Below are 18,813 nucleotides of genomic sequence, written 5' to 3' on the forward strand. Positions count from 1 at the left end.
GCCGGGATGTAGCTATCTTGTAGTTATACTACATGACCGGCAAACCGCCCAGCTAAACGAACGTGGGAGAGTGTTGGCTTGAGTATCCCCTGCGACATCCTGGTTTTCGGCGGCACGGGCGACCTGGCCCTGCACAAGCTGCTGCCGGCGCTCTATCAGCTGTACCGCGAGGCCCGCCTGCACAACGCCGTGCGCATCATCGCCCTGGCCCGCCGCCCCCTGCCGCGCAACGACTACCTCAGGCTCGCCGAGCGTCACTGCCGGGCGCAGATCGCCCGCAACGACTTCGACGAGGAGGTCTGGCAACGCTTCTCGGCGCGCCTGGACTACTTCGCCATGGACGCCTCCCAGGGCGCCGATTTCGCCCGCCTGGCCCGTTACCTCGGCGAACCCGGCGGGCTGACACGGATCTTCTACCTGGCCACCGCACCCAACCTTTTCGTGCCCATCGCCAACAACCTGCGCCTGGCCGGTCTGGCCGACAGCGAAGCGCGCATCGTCCTGGAAAAACCCATCGGCCACTCGCTGGAGTCGGCCACGGCGATCAACGAAGCCATCGGCGCGGTGTTCGACGAGTCCCAGGTGTTTCGCATCGACCACTACCTGGGCAAGGAGACCGTGCAGAACCTCATGGCCCTGCGCTTTGCCAACGCCCTGCTCGAGCCCGTGTGGCGCAACAGCCAGGTCGATCACGTGCAGATCAGCGTCTGCGAAACCCTGGGAGTCGAGAACCGCGGCGCCTACTACGACCGCGCCGGCGCCACCCGCGACATGCTGCAGAACCACCTGCTGCAGCTGCTGTGCCTGGTGGCCATGGAGCCGCCAGCGCAGTTCGAGGCCGAAGCGGTGCGCGACGAGAAGGTCAAGATCCTGCGTGCCCTCAAGCCGATCCGCGACCAGGACGTGCAGGACAAGACCGTGCGCGGCCAGTACAGCGCCGGCAAGATCGGCGGCCAGGAAGTGCCCGCCTACTATTTCGAGAAAGACGTCGACAACGACACCGACACCGAGACCTTCGTCGCCGTGCAGGCCCACATCGAGAACTGGCGCTGGGCGGGCGTGCCGTTCTACCTGCGCACTGGCAAGCGCATGGCACGGCGCTCGTCGCAGATCGTCATCCAGTTCAAACCGGTGCCTCACGAGCTGTTCGCGGGCGGGCAGGTCAATCAGTTGCTGATCCAGTTGCAGCCCGACGAGCACATCAGCCTGCGCATGATGACCAAGAGCCCCGGTCGAGGCATGCACCTGGCGCCGGTCGAGCTCGACTTGAACCTGGCCCAGGCCTTCGCCCAGACCCGTCGCTGGGAGGCATACGAGCGCCTGCTGCTGGACGTGCTGGACGGCGACTCGACGCTGTTCATGCGCCGCGACGAAGTGGAGGCCGCGTGGGCCTGGATCGATCCGATCCTCAAGGGCTGGGAGGAACACTTCCAGGCGCCGAAACCCTACCCGGCAGGGAGCAATGGCCCCGAGCAGGCCAACAGCCTGCTGGCCCATCAGGGCCGGCACTGGCACCTCTGAATACCGCCCCCGCGCCCGTAGCGGGGGCGATGTTCATCTTCGCGAGCGTTCCAGCAGGGCCTTGAACGCTGCGCCATCGATCGGCCGGCTGATCAGGTAACCCTGGGCCTCGTCACACCCCTGCTCGCGCAGGAACGCCAGCTGTTCCTGGGTTTCCACCCCCTCGGCCACCACCTCAAGGGACATGCTCTTGGCCATGGCGATGATCGCCCGGATGATCGCGGCATCCTGGCTGCCCTCGTGCAGACCGCGAATGAAAGCCTGATCGATCTTCACGTAGTCCACCGGGAAGCGCTTGAGGTAACTCAGCGATGAATAACCGGTGCCGAAATCGTCGATTGCAAGCTTTACCCCCAGCGCATGCAGCTGCTGGAAGGTGGCGATGATGTGCTCGACGTTATCGAGCAACTGGCTTTCGGTCAGTTCCAGCTCCAGCAGATGCGGTGCAAGGCCGGTCTCCTGGAGCACCTGGCGAACCAGGCTGACCACCTTGCCCTGGCGCAGCTGGTACACCGACAGGTTGACCGAGACGCGCACCTCCAGGCCCTGGCGCAGCCATTCGCAAGCCTGCCAGCAGGCCTGGCGCAAGACGAACTCGCCCATCGGTGCGATCAGCCCGGTTTCTTCGGCCAGCCCGATGAACTCGCCCGGCGGCACCATGCCCCACTGCGGGTGCAGCCAGCGCACCAGCGCCTCGGCGGCATGCAGGCGGCCACTGCGCAGGCACAGCTTGGGCTGGTAGTAGACCAGCAGCTGGTTGTCGTCGAGCGCCTTGCGCAGGTGGTTCTCCAGTTGCAGGCGCTCCAGGGTGCTGGCACGCAGGCTCTCGGTGTAGAACTGGAAACTGTCACCCCCCAGGTGCTTGGCGTGCTGCTTGGCCATGTCGGCCTGGCTGACCAATGCGTTGAGGTCGCAACCGGCATCCGACAGCACACTGATGCCCACCGAAGCGCTGATCACCACTTCGTGCCCGTCCACCCGCTGCGGCACGCGCAGTTTGTCGAGCAGGCGCGTGGTCACCCGCACCAGGCTGGAGAGGTTGCTGTAGCCATCGAACAGCACGGCGAACTCGTCGCCGGAAATCCGCGCCACGGTATCAGCCTCCGGCACGGCATTGGCCAGGCGCTGGGCCATCTTCTTCAGCAGTTGGTCGGCCAGCTCATGCCCGAGGCTTTCATTGAGCAGCTTGAAGCGGTCCAGGTCGACGTGCAGCAGGGCCAGGCTGCGCCCGTTCAGGCGCACGCGCTGCTGCGCCTCGTGCAGGCGCAGGCGGAACAATGCACGGTTGGCCAGGCCGGTGAGCTCGTCGTAGTGGGCCAGGTAGCGCAGACGCTCCTCCGACTCGCGCCGCGCCGACAGGTCGGTGAAAAAGGCGACGATATTGCTGATGTTGCCCCGACCATCGCGCACGCCATTGAGTTGCAGCCACTGCGGATAGAGCTCGCCGCTGCGCCGCGCCTCGACCAGCTCGCCCTGCCAGCGTCCCTGCTGCTCCAGGGCCTGGTGGATCGCCTGGCTGTGCCGCCGCGCATCACGGCTGCAGGAAAGCTCCAGCAGGTTGCGCAGGATCAGGTCTTCACGGCCATGGCCGGTGAGGTTGCAGAAGGTCTGGTTGACCGCCAGCAGCTGGAAGTCGGCGTCGAGAATGGCGATGCCTTCGCTGGCCGCCTCGAACACCGTGGCGGCCAGCCGTTGCTGCTCTTCCTGCTCCTTGCGCGCGGTGATGTCGCGGCGGGTACCGAGCATGCGCAGCACCTTGCCGGCTGCGTCACGCTCGACCGCCCTGCCGCGGTCCTCGATCCAGCACCAGCGTCCCTGGGTGTGGCGTACCCGATACTCGACACGGTAGTCGTCGGTCCGCCCCTTGAGGTGCTCGACCAGGGTGCGCCGCAGCAACGGCAGGTCGTCCGGATGCAGCCGCGGCTTGAGGTCGGCGCGCACCGAGCGCACCTGCCCCGGGTCCAGCCCGAATAACGCGTGCAGCTGGGTGTGGTGGACTTCGTCGGTCTGCAGGTCCCAGTCCCACAAGCCCAACTCACTGGCTTCGAGCGCCAGCGCCAGGCGCTGCTCGCTGGTGCCCAGGGCCTGGTTGGCCAGGTCCAGCTCACGGCCACGCTCGCTCACACGTTGTTCGAGACCTGCATGGGCCTGACGCAGTTGCTCTTCGGCATGGCGGCGCTGGCGGATTTCCGCGCTCAGGGCCAGGTTCAGCTGTTCACCATGGCGCTGCGCGCCCTGCAGGTGCTCGATCAGCGCCTGGTTCTGGAAGCGCCGCAGCAGGCCGCGTTCGATCAGCCGATTGACCTGCCAGGCCACCACCATCAAGGCGCCGAGCAGGATCAGGCCCAACCAGCCCCAACCTCGCTGCAGGCCGTCCTGATAAAGGAACAGAAAACCGATCGGCGGCAGCAGCCCAGGCAGCACGAAGCTGAGAAAGGCCGGAAGACTGACCGCGTAGGCAACGCTCGCCGACAGCGCCGCCGCCCCCAGCAGGCCGAATACCCAGGCCTGCTGGACGAAACTGTCCACGGGCACCAGGGCCACCGCAGCGCAGGCCAGGGTCAGGCCACTGAAGGCCGAGCCGCCAAGAAACATGCGCCACCAGCTGGCCTTGGCCTGGCGCGCCGGCGGCGCCGCATCGAAAGCCGCCACCTGGATCACGCGCAAGGCCACCAGCGCCAGCAGCCAGACCAGCCACACAGCGACCAGCAGGTAGCGCGCAGGGCTCCACAGCAGCCAGGCACTGAGCAGGCCGTTGAGCAACATGAACAGGGTGGGCAGCAGGGAGCCCTGGTAAAGCAGGCGGGTCCGCTCGATGGAGAGCTGGGTTGCGAATTGCCTGCGAACGCTCCTTGTCGATTCGGGTGATGCGTCGATCACCACGCAATTCTGGGTCATATGGCAGTGTTCTTATAATGGTCAGCCGCGAACGTGCACGGAGCATACACAAGCGCAACGCCAGGCCAAACTGCTGCGCGTCATGATTTCACAAATGCCCGCGCATTTGCCCGCAGCCCCCGCGCCACCCTAGAATGGCGGCATGCACACTGATGACCTCTCCCTCCTGCTCAACTCCCTCAACGACGCCCAGCGCCAGGCCGTAGCAGCCCCGCGCGGGCGTCAACTGGTGCTTGCCGGCGCCGGCTCCGGCAAGACCCGCGTGCTGGTGCACCGTATCGCCTGGCTGATCCAGGTCGAGCAGGCCTCGCCGCACTCGATCCTGTCGGTAACCTTTACCAACAAGGCGGCGGCAGAGATGCGCCACCGCATCGAGCAGTTGCTGGGCATCAACCCGGCCGGCATGTGGGTCGGCACGTTCCACGGCCTGGCCCACCGCCTGCTGCGCGCCCATTGGCAGGAAGCGCGCCTGGTGCAGAACTTCCAGATCCTCGACGGCGACGACCAGCAGCGTCTGGTCAAGCGGGTGATCCGCGAGATGGGCCTCGACGAGCAGCGCTGGCCGGCGCGCCAGGCCCAGTGGTTCATCAACGGGCAGAAGGACGAGGGCCTGCGTCCACAGCACATCCAGGCCAGCGGCGACCTGTTCCTGGCCACCATGCGCGGCATCTACGAGGCCTACGAGCAGGCCTGCGAACGCGCCGGGGTCATCGATTTCTCCGAACTGCTGCTGCGCGCCCTGGACCTGTGGCGCGACCACCCCGGCCTGCTGGAGCACTACCAGCGCCGCTTCCGCCACTTGCTGGTGGACGAGTTCCAGGACACCAACGCCGTGCAGTACGCCTGGTTGCGCCTGCTCGCCGGCGGCGGCGAAAGCCTGATGGCGGTAGGCGACGACGACCAGTCGATCTACGGCTGGCGCGGCGCGAAGATCGAGAACATCCACCAGTACACCGCCGACTTCCCCGACGCCGAGCTGATCCGCCTGGAGCAGAACTACCGCTCCACCGGTGGCATCCTCAAGGCGGCCAACGCCCTGATCGCCAACAACAGCGGGCGGCTGGGCAAGGAGTTGTGGACCGATCTGGGCGAGGGCGAACCCCTCACCCTGTACGCGGCCTACAACGAACACGACGAAGCGCGCTACGTGGTGGAAAGCATCGAGCGGGTGATCAAGGACGGCAATGCGCGCAGCGACATCGCCATCCTCTATCGCTCCAACGCCCAGTCGCGCGTACTTGAAGAGGCGCTGCTGCGCGAGCGCATTCCCTATCGCATCTACGGCGGACAGCGCTTCTTCGAACGCGCCGAGATCAAGAACGCAATGGCCTACCTGCGCCTGCTCGAAGGGCGCGGCAACGACGCGGCACTGGAGCGGGTCATCAACGTGCCACCACGCGGCATCGGCGAGAAGACCGTCGAAGCGATCCGCGAACATGCCCGCCACAGCCAGCTGTCGATGTGGGACGCCATGTGCCAGCTGCTCGCCGCCAAGGCGCTCAAGGGCCGTGCGGCCAGCGCCCTGGGCGGGTTCATCGAGCTGATGGAAAACCTCGCGGCCAAGGTCAGCGAAATGCCACTGCACCTGATGACCCAGACCGTCATTGAGCAGTCCGGGCTGATTCTCTATCACCAGGAAGAAAAAGGTGAAAAGGGTCAGGCACGGGTGGAAAACCTTGAGGAATTGGTCAGCGCGGCGCGCAACTTCGAATCCAGCGAAGAAGACGCCGACCTGTCGCCGCTGTCGGCGTTTCTCGGCCATGCCTCGCTCGAGGCCGGTGACGCCCAGGCCGACGAACACGAGGACAGCGTCCAGCTGATGACCCTGCACAGCGCCAAGGGCCTGGAGTTCCCCTACGTGTTCCTGGTCGGCATGGAAGAGGGCCTGTTCCCGCACAAGATGAGCCTGGAGGAGCCGGGGCGCCTGGAAGAAGAGCGTCGCCTGGCCTATGTCGGCATCACCCGGGCCATGCGCCAGCTGGTCATGACCTACGCCGAGACCCGTCGTCTGTATGGCAGCGAAACCTATAACAAGGTGTCGCGCTTCGTACGGGAAATCCCGGCAGGCCTGGTCCAGGAAGTGCGCCTGTCCAACTCGGTCAGCCGCCCGTTCGGCGGCGCACAGACCCAGGCCAGCAGCCTGTTCGCCAACGCCAGCATCCCGCAGACCGCCTTCAGCCTCGGCCAGCGCGTGCAGCATTCGGTGTTCGGCGAGGGCGTCATCCTCAACTTCGAAGGCTCCGGAGCCCAGGCACGGGTGCAGGTGAACTTCGATGAAGGCAGCAAGTGGCTGATGCTGGGGTATGCCAAGCTGGAAGCGATCTGAGGGCCATCGCGGCCCAGGCCGCGATCCCCTTTCAGACACCAGATTCAGATGCCGCCTACAGGATCAGGCAAAAGCTCGAAACATTCTTGCGCTAGCCATGTCTCTTGGTTCATGTGCACCATGACGCGCGTGCAATCCACAAAACGGGAAATCCCATCTTATGCAACGTTTTCTTAGCATCGCACTGGCGCTCTGCGTCGGCCTGACGCTGAGCCTCGACGCCAACGCCAAGCGCTTCGGCGGCGGCAAGAGCTCGGGCGCTGCGCCCATGCACCAGACCCGCCAGGCCTCCCCAACCACGCCTGCCGCCACGCCGACCGCTCCTGGCCGCGCGCCGGCCGCTGCCAGCGGTGCTTCGCGCTGGCTGGGCCCTCTGGCCGGCCTCGCCGCCGGTGGCCTGCTGGCCTCCATGTTCATGGGCGACGGCTTCCAGGGCATGCAGATCCTCGACTTCCTGATCATGGGCCTGATCGCCTTCCTGGTCTTCCGCTTCATCGCCGCGCGCCGTCGCCAGCAGCAGCCGCAAGCTGCCGCCGCTGCCGGTCACGCCCCTTACCAGCGTGAAGTGCCTCAGCAGCCTGCACAGTCGATCTTCGGTGGTTCGGCAGCACCTGTTGCCGCCGCACCGGTCATCAACGCTCCGGCCTGGTTCAACGAGCAGAGCTTCCTGGCTGCTGCGCGCAACCACTTCCAGACGCTTCAGCAGCACTGGGACGCGAACGAGATGGACAAGATCGCCGAGTTCGTCACCCCGCAAATGCTCGAGTTCCTCAAGCGCGAGCGCGCCGAACAGGGCGAGGGCTTCCAGTCCACCTACATCGACGACCTCGACGTGCAACTGGAAGGCGTCGAAGACCGTGCCGACAAGACCATCGCCACCCTGACCTTCCGTGGTGTGTCGAAGAACTCGCGCTTCGACCAGGGCGAAGCCTTCAGCGAAAGCTGGCACATGGAGCGTGCGCAGGGTGAAAATCAGCCCTGGATGCTCGCCGGTATCCGCCAGAACGGCTGATCCTGACGCGCTTCACAGAAAAACCCCGGGCCTGTGTCCCGGGGTTTTTGCTTTTGCCACACTGGGCTACTAGGGTATAACGCGCAGCCTTGTCATACAGGTCAGAGGAAGTGAACCGTGGAAGAAGTGATCGAACAACTCCGTGAAGCCAACGAACCGGTACCGGTGCCCCTGGAGCTTCCCGACGAAGATCAGCTGGTCGAGATCGAGGAGCAACTGTTCATCAACATTCCCTTTGTCTTCAAGGAGTTCCTGCTGACCGTCAGTGATGTGATCTACGGTTCCCTGGAGCCCGTTACCGTCACCGATCCGCAATCGCACACCTACCTGCCGGAGGTCGCAGCCAACGCCTGGGATGCCGGCGTACCGCGTGAACTGATTCCGCTGTGCAAGGACGGCGACAATTACTACTGCGTCGAGGAAGACGGCACCGTAGTGCTGTGGGATGCCGAGGAAGAGATCGTCGGAGAAGACAGCTGGGAATCGGTGTGGCACTGGGCGCGGGATGTCTGGCTGGAAAGCTGAAACAGTCCAGGCCAAAACAATAGCGTTTTGCCACTAACCACCCGTAGAATCGCCAGGCTTTCTGCGCCTGGCGACATCGCTACCGCCTGATCCCCTCGGACTGCGATGAGCTCCGGCGCAGACAGCGTTCTGCCGCTCAGTGCGAGTGATCGCGACTGTTCTCCAACGTCTCCAGCAGTGCGATCTGCATGCGCGTGTGCACCCGCACGAACCAGCGCCAGAGCACGGCCACCACCACCGCCGCTACCACGGCGATGATCAGCAGCAGTTCGTTGGTCGGCAGGATGCTCGCCGACAGCGCCGACAGCAGCAGGAAGATCACCAGCAGCGACAGCACCGGGATCACCTCGGCAATCACCCGACGCACACGTTGGGTATGGCGCCCGGCCATTTCCGGCTTGACCCCCATCTCCGCTAGCAGCATCGACAAAGCCTTGAGCTTGCGATAGGCGGCAATCAGGAACGGTAGCGACAACAGCAACGCCGCCCCCCAGATCACCGCCTTCTGCTGCCCGACATCACCGATCCATTCGCTCAGCCAGGCGCCGATACGCACGGCGAAATAGCCGCCGCTGAAGAAGATCGCGATCACCAGCGCCAGGTTGACGCCAACCTGCAGCAGGATGCGCCGGATCATCGCCGCCAGCATGGCGCCCTCGCCCTGGGGCTGGATATTGCGCAGCCACTCGCCATACAGCGACAGTACCCGCGACAGGCGCTGCGGCACCACCTTGCCCAGACGAATCGACAAGGGGTCGGCCGCGCGGATCAGGTAGGGGGTCAGCAGCGTGGTGATGGCGGAAACCGCCACCGCGACCGGATAGAGGAAGTCGCTGGTGACCTGCAAGGTCATGCCCAGGGCCGCGATGATGAAGGAGAATTCGCCAATCTGCGAAAGCCCCATCCCTACACGCAGTGAGGTGCGTCCATCGTTACCCGCAATAAAGGCGCCCATGCCGCAGGAGAGCATCTTGCCCAGCACCACAGCCAGGGTGATCACCACGATCGGCCAGGCGTAGTCGATCAGCACCTGCGGATCGATCATCAGGCCAATGGCGACGAAGAAGATGGCACTGAACAGGTCGCGTACCGGCTCGATCAGCCGCTCGATCTTCAGCAGCTGCCGCGATTCAGCCATGATCGCCCCGATCAGGAACGCCCCCAGCACCATGCTGTATTCCAGCTTGACCACCAGCAGGCAGAAACCGAAACACAGCCCCAGCACGGTGATCAGCAACATCTCGTTGCTCTCGAACTTCGCCACATAGGCCAGCAGCCGCGGCACCAGCAGAATCCCGATCACCAGCGCCACGATCATGAACAGCGACAGCTTGCCGACGGTGGAGAACACCTCGCCGGAGCTGACCGAACCACTGACCGCGATCCCGGAAAGCAGGGCGATGATGCCGATGCCGAGGATGTCCTCGACGATCAGCACACCGAAGATCAGCTGGGCGAAGCGCTCGTTCTTCATCTTCAGGTCGTTGAGCGCCTTGACGATGATGGTGGTCGAGGAAATCGCCAGGATCGCGCCGAGGAACAGCGAGTCCATGGTATTCCAGCCAAACCAGCGACCGATCTCGAAGCCGATCCAAATCATCAGCACGATCTCGAGGAACGCCGCGATGAACGCCGTCGCCCCTACCTTGAACAGCTTGCGCAGGCTGAACTCCAGGCCCAGGCAGAACATCAGGAAGATCACCCCGAGCTCGGCCAGGGTCTTGATCGTGTCTTCGTCGTGGATGAGCCCGAACGGCGGCGTGTGCGGACCGATGATGAAGCCGGCGACGATATAGCCCAGCACCACGGGCTGGCGCAGCCTGTGGAAAAGAATGGTTACCACCCCTGCCACCAGCATGATCACGGCCAGATCCTGGATGAAGCTTATGGCATGCATGGCGTGGCACTCCTTTTCTCTACGCACGGGGGGCAGACCGCTCCTCTGCCAGGGACCCCCGATCGAGCAGCAAGTACAGATTGTGTTGAATGAAGATGCGCCCATGTTGCATGGGCGTACTCAGGGTAACATCGCGTCCGCTCGTCAAACGCCGGTGCAATATGTAGAAACAGATCGGCAAAACCGCACAGGCTAATGGCATGATCGGCGTGACGAAGGAATGTCGAACGACGTCCGTTTCCAGGATGGCAAACCTCAACAGAGGGGGATTAGAAGTGTCTGCAGATACCCGCCCCGTTTCAGCGCAACCTCACCGTGAGCACACTATGGAACCCGGAAACGCCCAGCTGACCATGACCGTCCTGATGACTCCGGACATGGCCAACTTCTCTGGCAACGTACATGGCGGCACCCTGCTGAAGTACCTCGACGAAGTCGCCTATGCCTGCGCCAGCCGCTATGCCGGCAGCTACGTGGTGACCCTCTCGGTCGACCAGGTGATCTTCCGTGAGCCGGTGCATGTCGGCGAGCTGGTGACCTTCCTGGCCTCGGTCAACTACACCGGCAATACCTCCATGGAAGTGGGCATCAAGGTGGTGACCGAAAACATCCGTGAACGCTCGGTGCGCCACTCCAACAGCTGCTTCTTCACCATGGTCGCGGTCGACGACAACCGCCGCCCGGTTGCCGTGCCGCCCCGCCAGCCGCAGAACAGCGAAGAGAAGCGCCGCTTCCTGCAGGGCCAGCAGCGCCGCCAGATCCGCCAGGAGCTGGAGAAGCGCTATCAGGATCTGAAGACCGAGTGATCTAGAACGCCAGCGCCTGCGCCTCGAACCGTACCCGCGGATGGGCGATACGATCCTGCGCCCGCACCAGTTGCAGTTCGTAGCTGGCGCAGGCCTGGGTTTCCAGCAGCACTTCATGCACCGCGGCCGCGGTGAACTCGAAGGCCTGCTGCCAGGTATCACCCAGCAGCACCCGTGCCAGGAACAGCCCCGAGGTCAGGTCACCGACCCCGACCGGCTGACGCGGGAAGGCCAGCAGCGGACGGCGCAGGTGCCAGGTCTGCTCGCGGGTCACCAGCAACATCTCGAAGGCATCCTCGGCACGGCCCGGGTAGGACAGGTGCTTGACCAGCACCGCCTGTGGCCCGCGTTCCAGCAGGCTGCGCGCCATCGCGACGCAATCCTGCAGCGATTGCGCAGGCCGGCCACAGAAGCTGTCGAGCTCGAGCTGGTTCGGGCAGAGAATGTCCGCCACAGCAGTCGCCTGGTCGAGCAGGAAGTCGCTGACCTCCTGCGGTACGATGCAGCCCTTTTCCGGGTGCCCCATCACCGGGTCGCACAGGTACAAGGCGCGCGGGTTGACCGCCTTGATCCGCTCGACGCCCGCAAGAATCGCCCGGCCTTGCTCGGCACTGCCCAGATAGCCCGAGAGCACCGCATCGCAGTGCCCCAGTTCACCGATGTTGGAAATGCCTTCCACCAACGCAGGAATTTGTGCCGGCGCAAGCACTTCCCCGGCCCACTGGCCATACTGGGTGTGATTGGAGAACTGCACGGTGTTGAGCGGCCAGACATTGACCCCGATGCGCTGCATGGGAAACACCGCCGCACTGTTTCCGGCATGGCCAAAGACCACGTGGGACTGGATGGCGAGCAAGTGCGGCGTACGTTTCATGCAGGAGATTTCCGAAGCTGTGTGAATAAGTGAAGGCCGAGCAGTATGAACCCGAAAGCCACCTGTACGACAGGCCAGGGACGCAGTTAAGCTGAAGCCACCTGTCTGGAGCATATGCAAATGTTGACCCTGGAGAACCTGTTCGTCCTGATGTTGCTGGCGACGGCTGGCGCCTGGCTGTGGCACAACCACGGTCTGCGGGAAAAGGCGCTGGAACGGGTCAAGCAGCATTGCGCCAAGCTCGACCTGGAGCTGCTCGACGACGCCGTGGCGCTCAAGCGTATCGCTTTCGTGCGCGATGCCAAGGGGCGCAAGCGCCTGGCACGGGTTTACGCCTTCGAGTTCACCGTGACCGGCGAGCAACGTCACCCCGGCACCGTCACCCAATTCGGTGCCCATACCGTACAGATCGAGCTTGCGCCCTACCCGTTCGAAATCAAGACACCGCCGCCCAACGACAACGTCATCGAGATGCAGCAGTGGCGTCAGGAGCACAATCGCTGGCGCAATTGATCAGCTGTCCATGCGGCAGCCTTCGATCGCCGCCTGCAGGGCCGGCAGCGGCTGGGGCTGGTCGAAGATCAGTTCGATGCGCGAGTCCTTGCGCCATTCGCTCGAGCGCCATTGCGCCACGCCGGGCGCCAGACCATTGAACGATTGCCAACCCCGGCTACTGTGGATAACTCCTTTGGCCCGGCGCCACGTCCAGTGTGCCAGGACGCTGCGCAACGCGTCCTCGTCGAAACGCTGGCTCGGATGCCAGCGCCAGCCAACGCTCCAGCCGCCCTCGCCTTGCTGTGCCAGGCAGATGGGCTGGCGCGGATCTGTCCACAGTGTCGGCAAACCGGCCGGCGCGTTGTCCACAGGAAGGCTGGAAAGATCAGCCGAGGGTGCAGCCTCTGTGGACAACACCGGTAGCTCATCCAGGGCCACGACGCCCTGATCGGTCCAGAGCGCCCTGGTGCTGCCGAGCCGCGCAGTTATCAACAGCCGCTGCGCCTCATCCACAGCCGCCGACTTGTTGAATATCCACAACCCTGCCTCGACCAGCGCCTGCTGCTGAGCTTCGGGCAACGGTTCGCCTCGCGCCAGGGCCAGGCAATCCAGCACCATCGACAGTGGCTGTACCTCCAGCACCCCGGTCCAGGGCGCTTGCCGCAACTGTTCCAGCAGTTGCACGGGGTGGCCTAGGCCGGACGGCTCGATGAACAGCCTGTCGGGCCTGGCCTTGCGCAGCAGACGGCCCAGGCCGACCTGAAACGGCGCGCCGTTGACGCAGCACAGGCAACCGCCCGCCACTTCGCCGATGGCGATCCCCGCTTCGTCGCTGCCAAGCAGCGCAGCGTCGAGGCCGATCTGGCCGAACTCGTTCACCAGCACCGCCCAGCACTCATGTGCCGGGCGCTGGCTCAGCAGGTGGCGTATCAGGCTGGTCTTGCCAGCGCCCAACGGGCCGGCGATGACATGGGTGGGGATGTGGCGCAGCATGGTTCAATATCTAGGGGAAAGTGCGGCCAGTCTAGCGTGGCTTGCAATCCGTTGCCTCCACTGGACTCGCGCGGACAGGAAAACCCTCAGGCCAACCAGTCAAGACTCACCAACAAGCGCTTTTCACCCCGCGCTGTCGCGGGAGACCGGTGCACCAGCCCGGCGCCTTCATTGCCCAGCCACTTCTCTCCCTTGAGCAACGCCACCTCGCCCACCTGCAAGCGTCGAATCTTATCCACAGGTGCGTCAGCCAGGTGCAGGCGGCTACGGTCGATCACGCCTTCCTCGAGCCATTCACTGCCCGCGCCGGCATAAGTGGTCAACAGGCGCAGGGGTACGTGGTCCACATGAAAGCGTGGACACATCGCCCCCTCCAGCACCCGCAGCCGCAGCCCGACACGGCGCGCGCCCAGCAGGCAGGTATACGCCGCCACCAGCCACGAGACATCGGCAACGAAGCCTTCATAGCCATGCAGGTCCGCTGCCTCGGCCAGCAAGCCGCGCAGTACCGGCGCCTCGCGCTCATCCACGTCCAGCACGCGCTCGTCCGACATCGGTTGGCCAAGAGTGAGCACCAGCGCTGCGAAATCCTCGACCTGCGCCGGCAACTGTCGCTGCCATACCGCCAGGTTGACGCCATCGTGGAGAATCTCGGTCATCACCTGTGGCGACTCCCCGAACGCCTGGCGGATATCCACAGCCCTGGACAGTGGTTTCATGCTGCCGCCTCGTCGAACCAAGGCCCGAACGGATCGGGCAGGCGCAGCCAGGCCATCGGCCCCAGCTCCATCTCCTCGTCTGTCAGCAGGCACGCATCGAGCTCTGTGGATAACCGCGCGAAGTCGATGTTCTGCCCGATGAACACCAGTTCCTGACGGCAGTCGCCGGTCTCGACCGTCCACTGCTTGAGGATCGCTTCGAGGTTTTCCTCATCCTGCGGCCACTGCTCGCGCGGCACGAAGCGCCACCAGCGTCCGGCCAGGCCATGGCGCATCATGCCGCCCGCCTGCGACCAGCTGCCGGCTTCCTGGTACTTGCTCGCCAGCCAGAAGAAACCTTTGGAACGCAGCAGCCGACCGTTGCTCCAGCTATTGTGGATAAAGTCGAAAAAGCGCTGTGGATGGAAAGGCCTGCGCGCCTGCCAGGTGGTGGCGGCAATGCCGTATTCCTCGGTCTCCGGCACATGCTCGCCACGCAGCTCCTTCAACCAGCCAGGCGCCTGGGAAGCTTGCTCGAAGTCGAACAGGCCGGTATCGAGGATACGCGACAGCGCCACCTCGCCCATCACCATGGGCACGATCTGCGCGCGGGCGTTGAGGCTGCGCAGGATGGCGGTCAGCTCTTCGCGCTCATGCTGGCTGATGAGGTCGATCTTGCTCAGCAACAGCACATCGGCGAACTCGATCTGCTCGATCAACAGGTCGCTGATCGAGCGCTCGTCCTGCTCGCCCAGGGTTTCGCCACGGCTGGCCAGGCTGTCGGCAGCCTGGTAGTCACGCAGGAAGTTGAGGCCATCGACCACGGTCACCATGGTGTCCAGGCGCGCCATGTCGGACAGGCTGCGGCCCTGCTCGTCGCGGAAGGTGAAGGTTTCGGCCACCGGCAGCGGTTCGGAGATGCCAGTGGACTCGATCAGCAGGTAGTCGAAGCGGCCTTCATCGGCGAGACGCGCCACTTCTTCGAGCAGGTCTTCGCGCAGGGTGCAGCAGATGCAGCCGTTGCTCATCTCGACGAGTTTTTCTTCGGCGCGGTTGAGGCTGACGTTACGCTGGACCTCGCTGGCATCGATGTTGATTTCGCTCATGTCGTTGACGATCACTGCAACCCGCAGGTTGTCGCGATTGCGCAGCACATGGTTGAGCAGCGTGCTCTTGCCGGCCCCCAGGAAGCCGGAAAGCACGGTGACGGGAAGGCGGTTGGTCATGGTGAACCTCATCGGGCAAAGCGCATTCGAAACGATGCATTGCACAACGTTATAATATAACAATACAATTTCGCCAAGCCGCGTCTGTCGAACGGCTACCCGAGAGAATGAACATGAATCGCTCGAAGCTCGCCCTGCTGTTGCTGATGCTCCTCATGCCCGAGGCGCTGTACGCCTCCGTTCCACGGCCCGGGCTGGCCCTGTGCACCCGTAGCGCCACGCTGCTCGCCTGTGAAGACAGCAAAGGCAATTACTACAGCGTGCGCACCGAAGGGCGCGACTTTCATCTGCGCGGGTACGACAGCAGTACCCGTCGCCTCTGGGCGCAGACCAACAGCCGCTACGGACAGATGACCTTTTTCACCGGCCTGGCCAGCGACGGCGAAGCCTGGGTGGGCTACAGCCGACGCGTGGGCTGGACCACCCTGAACCGCGTTTCCAGCTCCAGCGGCCAACGCTTCGACCTGCATTGCAGCCTGATCGGAGGTTGCCGCTGACGCTCTTTCTTCATGGAATCTATCGATGACCAGCCTGACGCTTCCCGACATCGCCGCACAAACCAGCCACAAGCTCCAGCCCCTCGACTGGGTGGGCATGCGCGGCATCGCCCTGCCGCTGCAACTGAATGGGCGCAGCCTAAGCGCCTGGGCCGACGCCGGCGTGAGCCTGGACGACGGTGAGTCTCGTGGCATTCACATGTCACGCTTGTACCTGGCCCTGGAAACACTGGAGCACACCGAACTCACGCCCCTGGTGCTGCGCCAGCTGCTCGCCCGTTTTCTCGATAGCCACGAAGGCCTGTCGTCGAGCGCCTACCTAAGGCTGAAGTTCGATCACCTGCTCAAACGTCCGGCCTTGGTCAGCCCGCTCGAAGGCTGGAAACGTTATCCGGTGACTCTCGACGCGCGGATCGAAAACGAGATGTTCCACGTGGAACAACATGTGGAAATCCCCTATTCATCCACCTGCCCCTGCTCGGCAGCGCTGGCCCGTCAATTGATCCAGCAACAGTTCCTCACGGACTTCGCCAACCGGACGCTCGATGCACAAGCCATCCTGCAGTGGCTGGGCAGCAGCGCCGGGATCGTCGCAACCCCCCACAGCCAACGCAGTCAGGCATTCATCAAGGTACGTCTGAGAGACAGCCTGAGCACGCTGCCAATCAGTGAGCTGATCGATACCGTGGAGCGCGCCTTGGGCACTGCGGTGCAAACGGCCGTAAAGCGCGCCGATGAACAGGCATTCGCCCTGGCCAATGGTCAGAACCTGATGTTCTGCGAAGACGCCGCCCGCCGTCTGCACCAGGCGTTGCGCGGGCTGGAATGGGCCACCGGCTTCGACCTGCGCGTGGAACATGCAGAGAGCCTGCATGCCCACGATGCCGTGGCTGCCAGTCAGTGGCAGTGGTGAAGCCTCAGCTGCGAGGCTTCACGCTGCCGCAATCGTTGCCCAGCCAGACCGCCCGGGTGTTCATGCTGCCCTGCTGCTGAACGCCCGAAGCATTGAACGTGCCGCTGACCTGGGTGGTGAACTCGCGGTCGCTGAGGAAGGTTGCCTGCCCTGTGCCCTGAGCCTTGGGACAGCTGAACTGGAACTTCCAGACGTTGCCCTGGCGGTCGGTGATCTTCTGCGTGCAGCCTGACTGCGGATCCTGCAGCGGAATGTCGTTGGTCGCGACCTGCTCTGGCGTCAGGCACGAGCGCACACCCTTGCCGCCTACGGTAATGCCCTGCTTGGCCAATGCGCCTTCCATCATGGCGCGCTGCTCAGGCGGCAGATTCTTCAACTGGCCGAGCATGAACTCCATGTCCGGCAGCGGTTTCCCATCGACCTGCATGTTGCTGGTGGTCAATTCCCACAGACCGGGTTGCAGCATCTGCGCTTGCGCCAGCAGCGGGCTACCCAGGCCCAGTGCCAGGGCAATCAGTGGCAGACGAATCTTCATGGATCAATGCTCCTCGAAATACCGGCTCCGGGCCGGACAGAGGCTTAGACGTCTTTTTTGCCTGCGGGTTGCAAGCGGCCCCGTGAACATGCTCTGTTAGGCAGCAATGCTCTTGGAATGCATGATGCGTATGGATTACCACAGCCCCTATTTCTTCGGTTACCTGCTTGGCCTGATCCACGTCCTCGGCATCGTCGCGGCGCTGCACGCGGTGTTCACCGTCCGCACCGCCCAGGGCGCGATCGCGTGGGCAATGTCGTTGTTCTTCATCCCCTACTTCACCCTGATCCCCTACCTGGTGTTCGGCGCCCGCTCCTTTTACGCCTATATCCAGGCGCGGCGCCAAGCCAACCAGGAAATGCACGTGGCGATGGCCGACCTCAACTGGCGTCCCTGGGTGGAGGAAGCGTTGGCGGCCCGTGAGTCGCAAAGCTATGTCGCGCTGCGCGCCATGCCCAAGCTGGGACGGATGCCCTGCCTGGCCAACAACCAGGTGAAATTGTTGATCGACGGCACCGCAACCTTCGATGCCATTTTCGCGGCCATCGCCCAGGCGCGGGATACGGTACTGGTACAGTTCTTCATCATCCACGACGATGCCATCGGCCACGAGCTGCAACAGCTGCTGCTGCGCAAGGCCGCCGAAGGGGTGAAGGTGTACGTGCTGTTCGACCAGGTCGGCAGCCACGCCCTGCCGACGCGCTACAGCCAGGTTCTGCGTGAGGGTGGAGTGCAGATCCAGGCGTTCTCCTCGCGACGTGGCTGGTTCAACCGCTTCCAGGTCAACTTCCGCAACCACCGCAAGATCGTGGTGGTCGATGGCTTGGTGGGCTTCGTCGGCGGACACAACGTGGGCGATGAGTACATGGGCGGGCATCCTCGGCTGTCGCCCTGGCGCGACACTCACGTGCAGGTCAGCGGTCCGGTGCTGGCCTGCCTGCAGGAGTCCTTTGCCGAAGACTGGTACTGGGCCACTCGTGCCCTGCCGCCGTTGATCCTCCCCGACGCCTATCCGGAGGACGGCGTGCTCTGCCAGGTGCTCGCCAGCGGGCCGGCAGACCCTCAGGAGACCTGCCAACTGTTCTTCGTCGAAGCGATCCAGTCGGCAACCCGGCGCATCTGGATCACCAGCCCCTACTTCATCCCGGACGAGGCCGTGTTCGCCGCCCTGCGCCTGGCAGTGCTGCGCGGCGTCGATGTGCGCATCCTGATCCCTTCGCGGCCCGATCACCGTGTCGTGTACGCCGCCTCCAGCCTGTTCGCCTTCGAAGCGGTGCGTGCCGGCGTGCGGATTTTCCGCTACCAACCGGGGTTCCTGCACCAGAAGGTGATTCTGGTGGACGACGATGTCAGCGCCATCGGCAGCGCCAACATGGACAACCGCTCGTTCCGGCTGAATTTCGAGATCACCCTGCTGACCATCGACCGGACCTTCGCCGATCAGGTAGAAGCCATGTTGCTGTGCGACTTCGAACAGTCACGGGAGATCACCGCCGAAGACAGCCAGACGACCCACAGGCTGCAGCAGTTGGGGATGCGCATCGCGCGATTGATTTCGCCCATTCTCTAGCTGAAAGCAGCGGGGCCGCAGAAGCGG

At 64.0% G+C, this 18,813-nt stretch carries 16 protein-coding genes; 9 read left to right on the top strand and 7 right to left on the bottom strand.

The window, feature by feature from the left end; translation table 11 throughout:
- Window positions 1-78: 78 nt before the first annotated feature.
- Window positions 79-1,521, top strand: coding sequence for a glucose-6-phosphate dehydrogenase (gene zwf / locus AC1TXO_RS26440; RefSeq protein WP_486404438.1), 1,443 nt, complete (start codon window positions 79-81; stop codon window positions 1,519-1,521).
- A gap of 33 nt (window positions 1,522-1,554) precedes the next feature.
- Here zwf and AC1TXO_RS26445 read toward each other — a convergent pair whose 3' ends face one another.
- Window positions 1,555-4,419 (bottom strand): putative bifunctional diguanylate cyclase/phosphodiesterase, encoded by a 2,865-nt coding sequence (locus tag AC1TXO_RS26445; protein WP_486404439.1) that lies wholly within the window; start codon window positions 4,417-4,419, stop codon window positions 1,555-1,557.
- Window positions 4,420-4,561: 142 nt separating this feature from the next.
- On the opposite strand from AC1TXO_RS26445, the gene uvrD reads away from it, so the two are divergent.
- The 3 genes from uvrD (at window position 4,562) to AC1TXO_RS26460 (ending at window position 8,282) form a co-directional block, all read left to right on the top strand.
- On the top strand, window positions 4,562-6,745 hold the full coding sequence (gene uvrD, locus AC1TXO_RS26450) for a DNA helicase II (RefSeq protein WP_486404440.1): 2,184 nt from the start codon (window positions 4,562-4,564) through the stop codon (window positions 6,743-6,745).
- A 160-nt stretch (window positions 6,746-6,905) separates the two neighbouring features.
- Window positions 6,906-7,757, top strand: coding sequence for a Tim44 domain-containing protein (locus AC1TXO_RS26455; protein ID WP_486404441.1), 852 nt, complete (start codon window positions 6,906-6,908; stop codon window positions 7,755-7,757).
- A 117-nt stretch (window positions 7,758-7,874) separates the two neighbouring features.
- Window positions 7,875-8,282 carry an SMI1/KNR4 family protein gene (locus AC1TXO_RS26460; protein WP_486404442.1) on the top strand — a complete coding sequence of 136 codons (408 nt, stop codon included), beginning with the start codon at window positions 7,875-7,877 and terminating at the stop codon, window positions 8,280-8,282.
- 136 nt (window positions 8,283-8,418) lie between these two features.
- Here AC1TXO_RS26460 and AC1TXO_RS26465 read toward each other — a convergent pair whose 3' ends face one another.
- A complete protein-coding gene (locus tag AC1TXO_RS26465) occupies window positions 8,419-10,179 on the bottom strand; it encodes a cation:proton antiporter (protein ID WP_486404443.1) in 1,761 nt (586 codons plus the stop codon).
- Between the two features lie 326 nt (window positions 10,180-10,505).
- On the opposite strand from AC1TXO_RS26465, the gene AC1TXO_RS26470 reads away from it, so the two are divergent.
- Window positions 10,506-10,985, top strand: a complete 480-nt coding sequence (locus tag AC1TXO_RS26470) for an acyl-CoA thioesterase (RefSeq protein WP_486404444.1) — start codon at window positions 10,506-10,508, stop codon at window positions 10,983-10,985.
- 1 nt (window position 10,986) lies between these two features.
- On the opposite strand, the gene pdxY is transcribed toward AC1TXO_RS26470, so the two are convergent.
- Window positions 10,987-11,859, bottom strand: coding sequence for a pyridoxal kinase PdxY (pdxY, locus tag AC1TXO_RS26475; protein WP_486404445.1), 873 nt, complete (start codon window positions 11,857-11,859; stop codon window positions 10,987-10,989).
- A gap of 120 nt (window positions 11,860-11,979) precedes the next feature.
- Here pdxY and AC1TXO_RS26480 point away from each other — a divergent pair, with 120 nt between their 5' ends.
- Window positions 11,980-12,372 (top strand): DUF3301 domain-containing protein, encoded by a 393-nt coding sequence (locus tag AC1TXO_RS26480; protein ID WP_486404446.1) that lies wholly within the window; start codon window positions 11,980-11,982, stop codon window positions 12,370-12,372.
- On the opposite strand, the gene AC1TXO_RS26485 is transcribed toward AC1TXO_RS26480, so the two are convergent.
- The 3 genes from AC1TXO_RS26485 to zigA form a co-directional block, all read right to left on the bottom strand.
- Window positions 12,373-13,347 (bottom strand): CobW family GTP-binding protein, encoded by a 975-nt coding sequence (locus AC1TXO_RS26485; RefSeq protein WP_486404447.1) that lies wholly within the window; start codon window positions 13,345-13,347, stop codon window positions 12,373-12,375.
- Between the two features lie 86 nt (window positions 13,348-13,433).
- The gene (locus AC1TXO_RS26490; protein ID WP_486404448.1) at window positions 13,434-14,066 is read right to left on the bottom strand and encodes a DUF1826 domain-containing protein; all 633 of its coding nucleotides are present in this window, start codon (window positions 14,064-14,066) and stop codon (window positions 13,434-13,436) included.
- Complete coding sequence (zigA, locus tag AC1TXO_RS26495) at window positions 14,063-15,271, bottom strand: zinc metallochaperone GTPase ZigA (RefSeq protein WP_486404449.1); 1,209 nt, start codon at window positions 15,269-15,271, stop codon at window positions 14,063-14,065. The genes AC1TXO_RS26490 and zigA overlap by 4 nt, the downstream gene beginning before the upstream one ends.
- Before the next feature lie 113 nt (window positions 15,272-15,384).
- On the opposite strand from zigA, the gene AC1TXO_RS26500 reads away from it, so the two are divergent.
- Window positions 15,385-15,768, top strand: coding sequence for a glutamine synthetase (locus tag AC1TXO_RS26500; protein ID WP_486404450.1), 384 nt, complete (start codon window positions 15,385-15,387; stop codon window positions 15,766-15,768).
- 25 nt (window positions 15,769-15,793) lie between these two features.
- A complete protein-coding gene (gene folE2 / locus AC1TXO_RS26505; RefSeq protein ID WP_486404451.1) occupies window positions 15,794-16,681 on the top strand; it encodes a GTP cyclohydrolase FolE2 in 888 nt (295 codons plus the stop codon).
- 4 nt (window positions 16,682-16,685) lie between these two features.
- Here the strand turns inward: folE2 and AC1TXO_RS26510 are convergent, their stop codons facing one another.
- Window positions 16,686-17,216, bottom strand: coding sequence for a DUF3617 domain-containing protein (locus AC1TXO_RS26510; protein WP_486404452.1), 531 nt, complete (start codon window positions 17,214-17,216; stop codon window positions 16,686-16,688).
- A 130-nt stretch (window positions 17,217-17,346) separates the two neighbouring features.
- Here AC1TXO_RS26510 and cls point away from each other — a divergent pair, with 130 nt between their 5' ends.
- On the top strand, window positions 17,347-18,786 hold the full coding sequence (gene cls / locus AC1TXO_RS26515) for a cardiolipin synthase (RefSeq protein WP_486406920.1): 1,440 nt from the start codon (window positions 17,347-17,349) through the stop codon (window positions 18,784-18,786).
- Window positions 18,787-18,813: the final 27 nt, after the last annotated feature.

The sequence above is a fragment of the Pseudomonas sp. FA117 genome (assembly GCF_057370475.1).

Bases quoted from the DNA above. Each gene is read 5' to 3' on its own strand.
- uvrD (WP_486404440.1), top strand. From the start codon at position 4,562: ATGCACACTGATGACCTCTCCCTCCTGCTCAACTCCCTCAACGACGCC.
- zigA (WP_486404449.1), bottom strand. From the start codon at position 15,271: ATGACCAACCGCCTTCCCGTCACCGTGCTTTCCGGCTTCCTGGGGGCC.
- AC1TXO_RS26485 (WP_486404447.1), bottom strand. From the start codon at position 13,347: ATGCTGCGCCACATCCCCACCCATGTCATCGCCGGCCCGTTGGGCGCT.
- pdxY (WP_486404445.1), bottom strand. From the start codon at position 11,859: ATGAAACGTACGCCGCACTTGCTCGCCATCCAGTCCCACGTGGTCTTT.
- AC1TXO_RS26465 (WP_486404443.1), bottom strand. From the start codon at position 10,179: ATGCATGCCATAAGCTTCATCCAGGATCTGGCCGTGATCATGCTGGTG.
- AC1TXO_RS26490 (WP_486404448.1), bottom strand. From the start codon at position 14,066: ATGAAACCACTGTCCAGGGCTGTGGATATCCGCCAGGCGTTCGGGGAG.
- AC1TXO_RS26500 (WP_486404450.1), top strand. From the start codon at position 15,385: ATGAATCGCTCGAAGCTCGCCCTGCTGTTGCTGATGCTCCTCATGCCC.
- AC1TXO_RS26470 (WP_486404444.1), top strand. From the start codon at position 10,506: ATGGAACCCGGAAACGCCCAGCTGACCATGACCGTCCTGATGACTCCG.
- AC1TXO_RS26445 (WP_486404439.1), bottom strand. From the start codon at position 4,419: ATGACCCAGAATTGCGTGGTGATCGACGCATCACCCGAATCGACAAGG.
- AC1TXO_RS26510 (WP_486404452.1), bottom strand. From the start codon at position 17,216: ATGAAGATTCGTCTGCCACTGATTGCCCTGGCACTGGGCCTGGGTAGC.
- AC1TXO_RS26455 (WP_486404441.1), top strand. From the start codon at position 6,906: ATGCAACGTTTTCTTAGCATCGCACTGGCGCTCTGCGTCGGCCTGACG.
- AC1TXO_RS26480 (WP_486404446.1), top strand. From the start codon at position 11,980: ATGTTGACCCTGGAGAACCTGTTCGTCCTGATGTTGCTGGCGACGGCT.
- folE2 (WP_486404451.1), top strand. From the start codon at position 15,794: ATGACCAGCCTGACGCTTCCCGACATCGCCGCACAAACCAGCCACAAG.
- cls (WP_486406920.1), top strand. From the start codon at position 17,347: ATGGATTACCACAGCCCCTATTTCTTCGGTTACCTGCTTGGCCTGATC.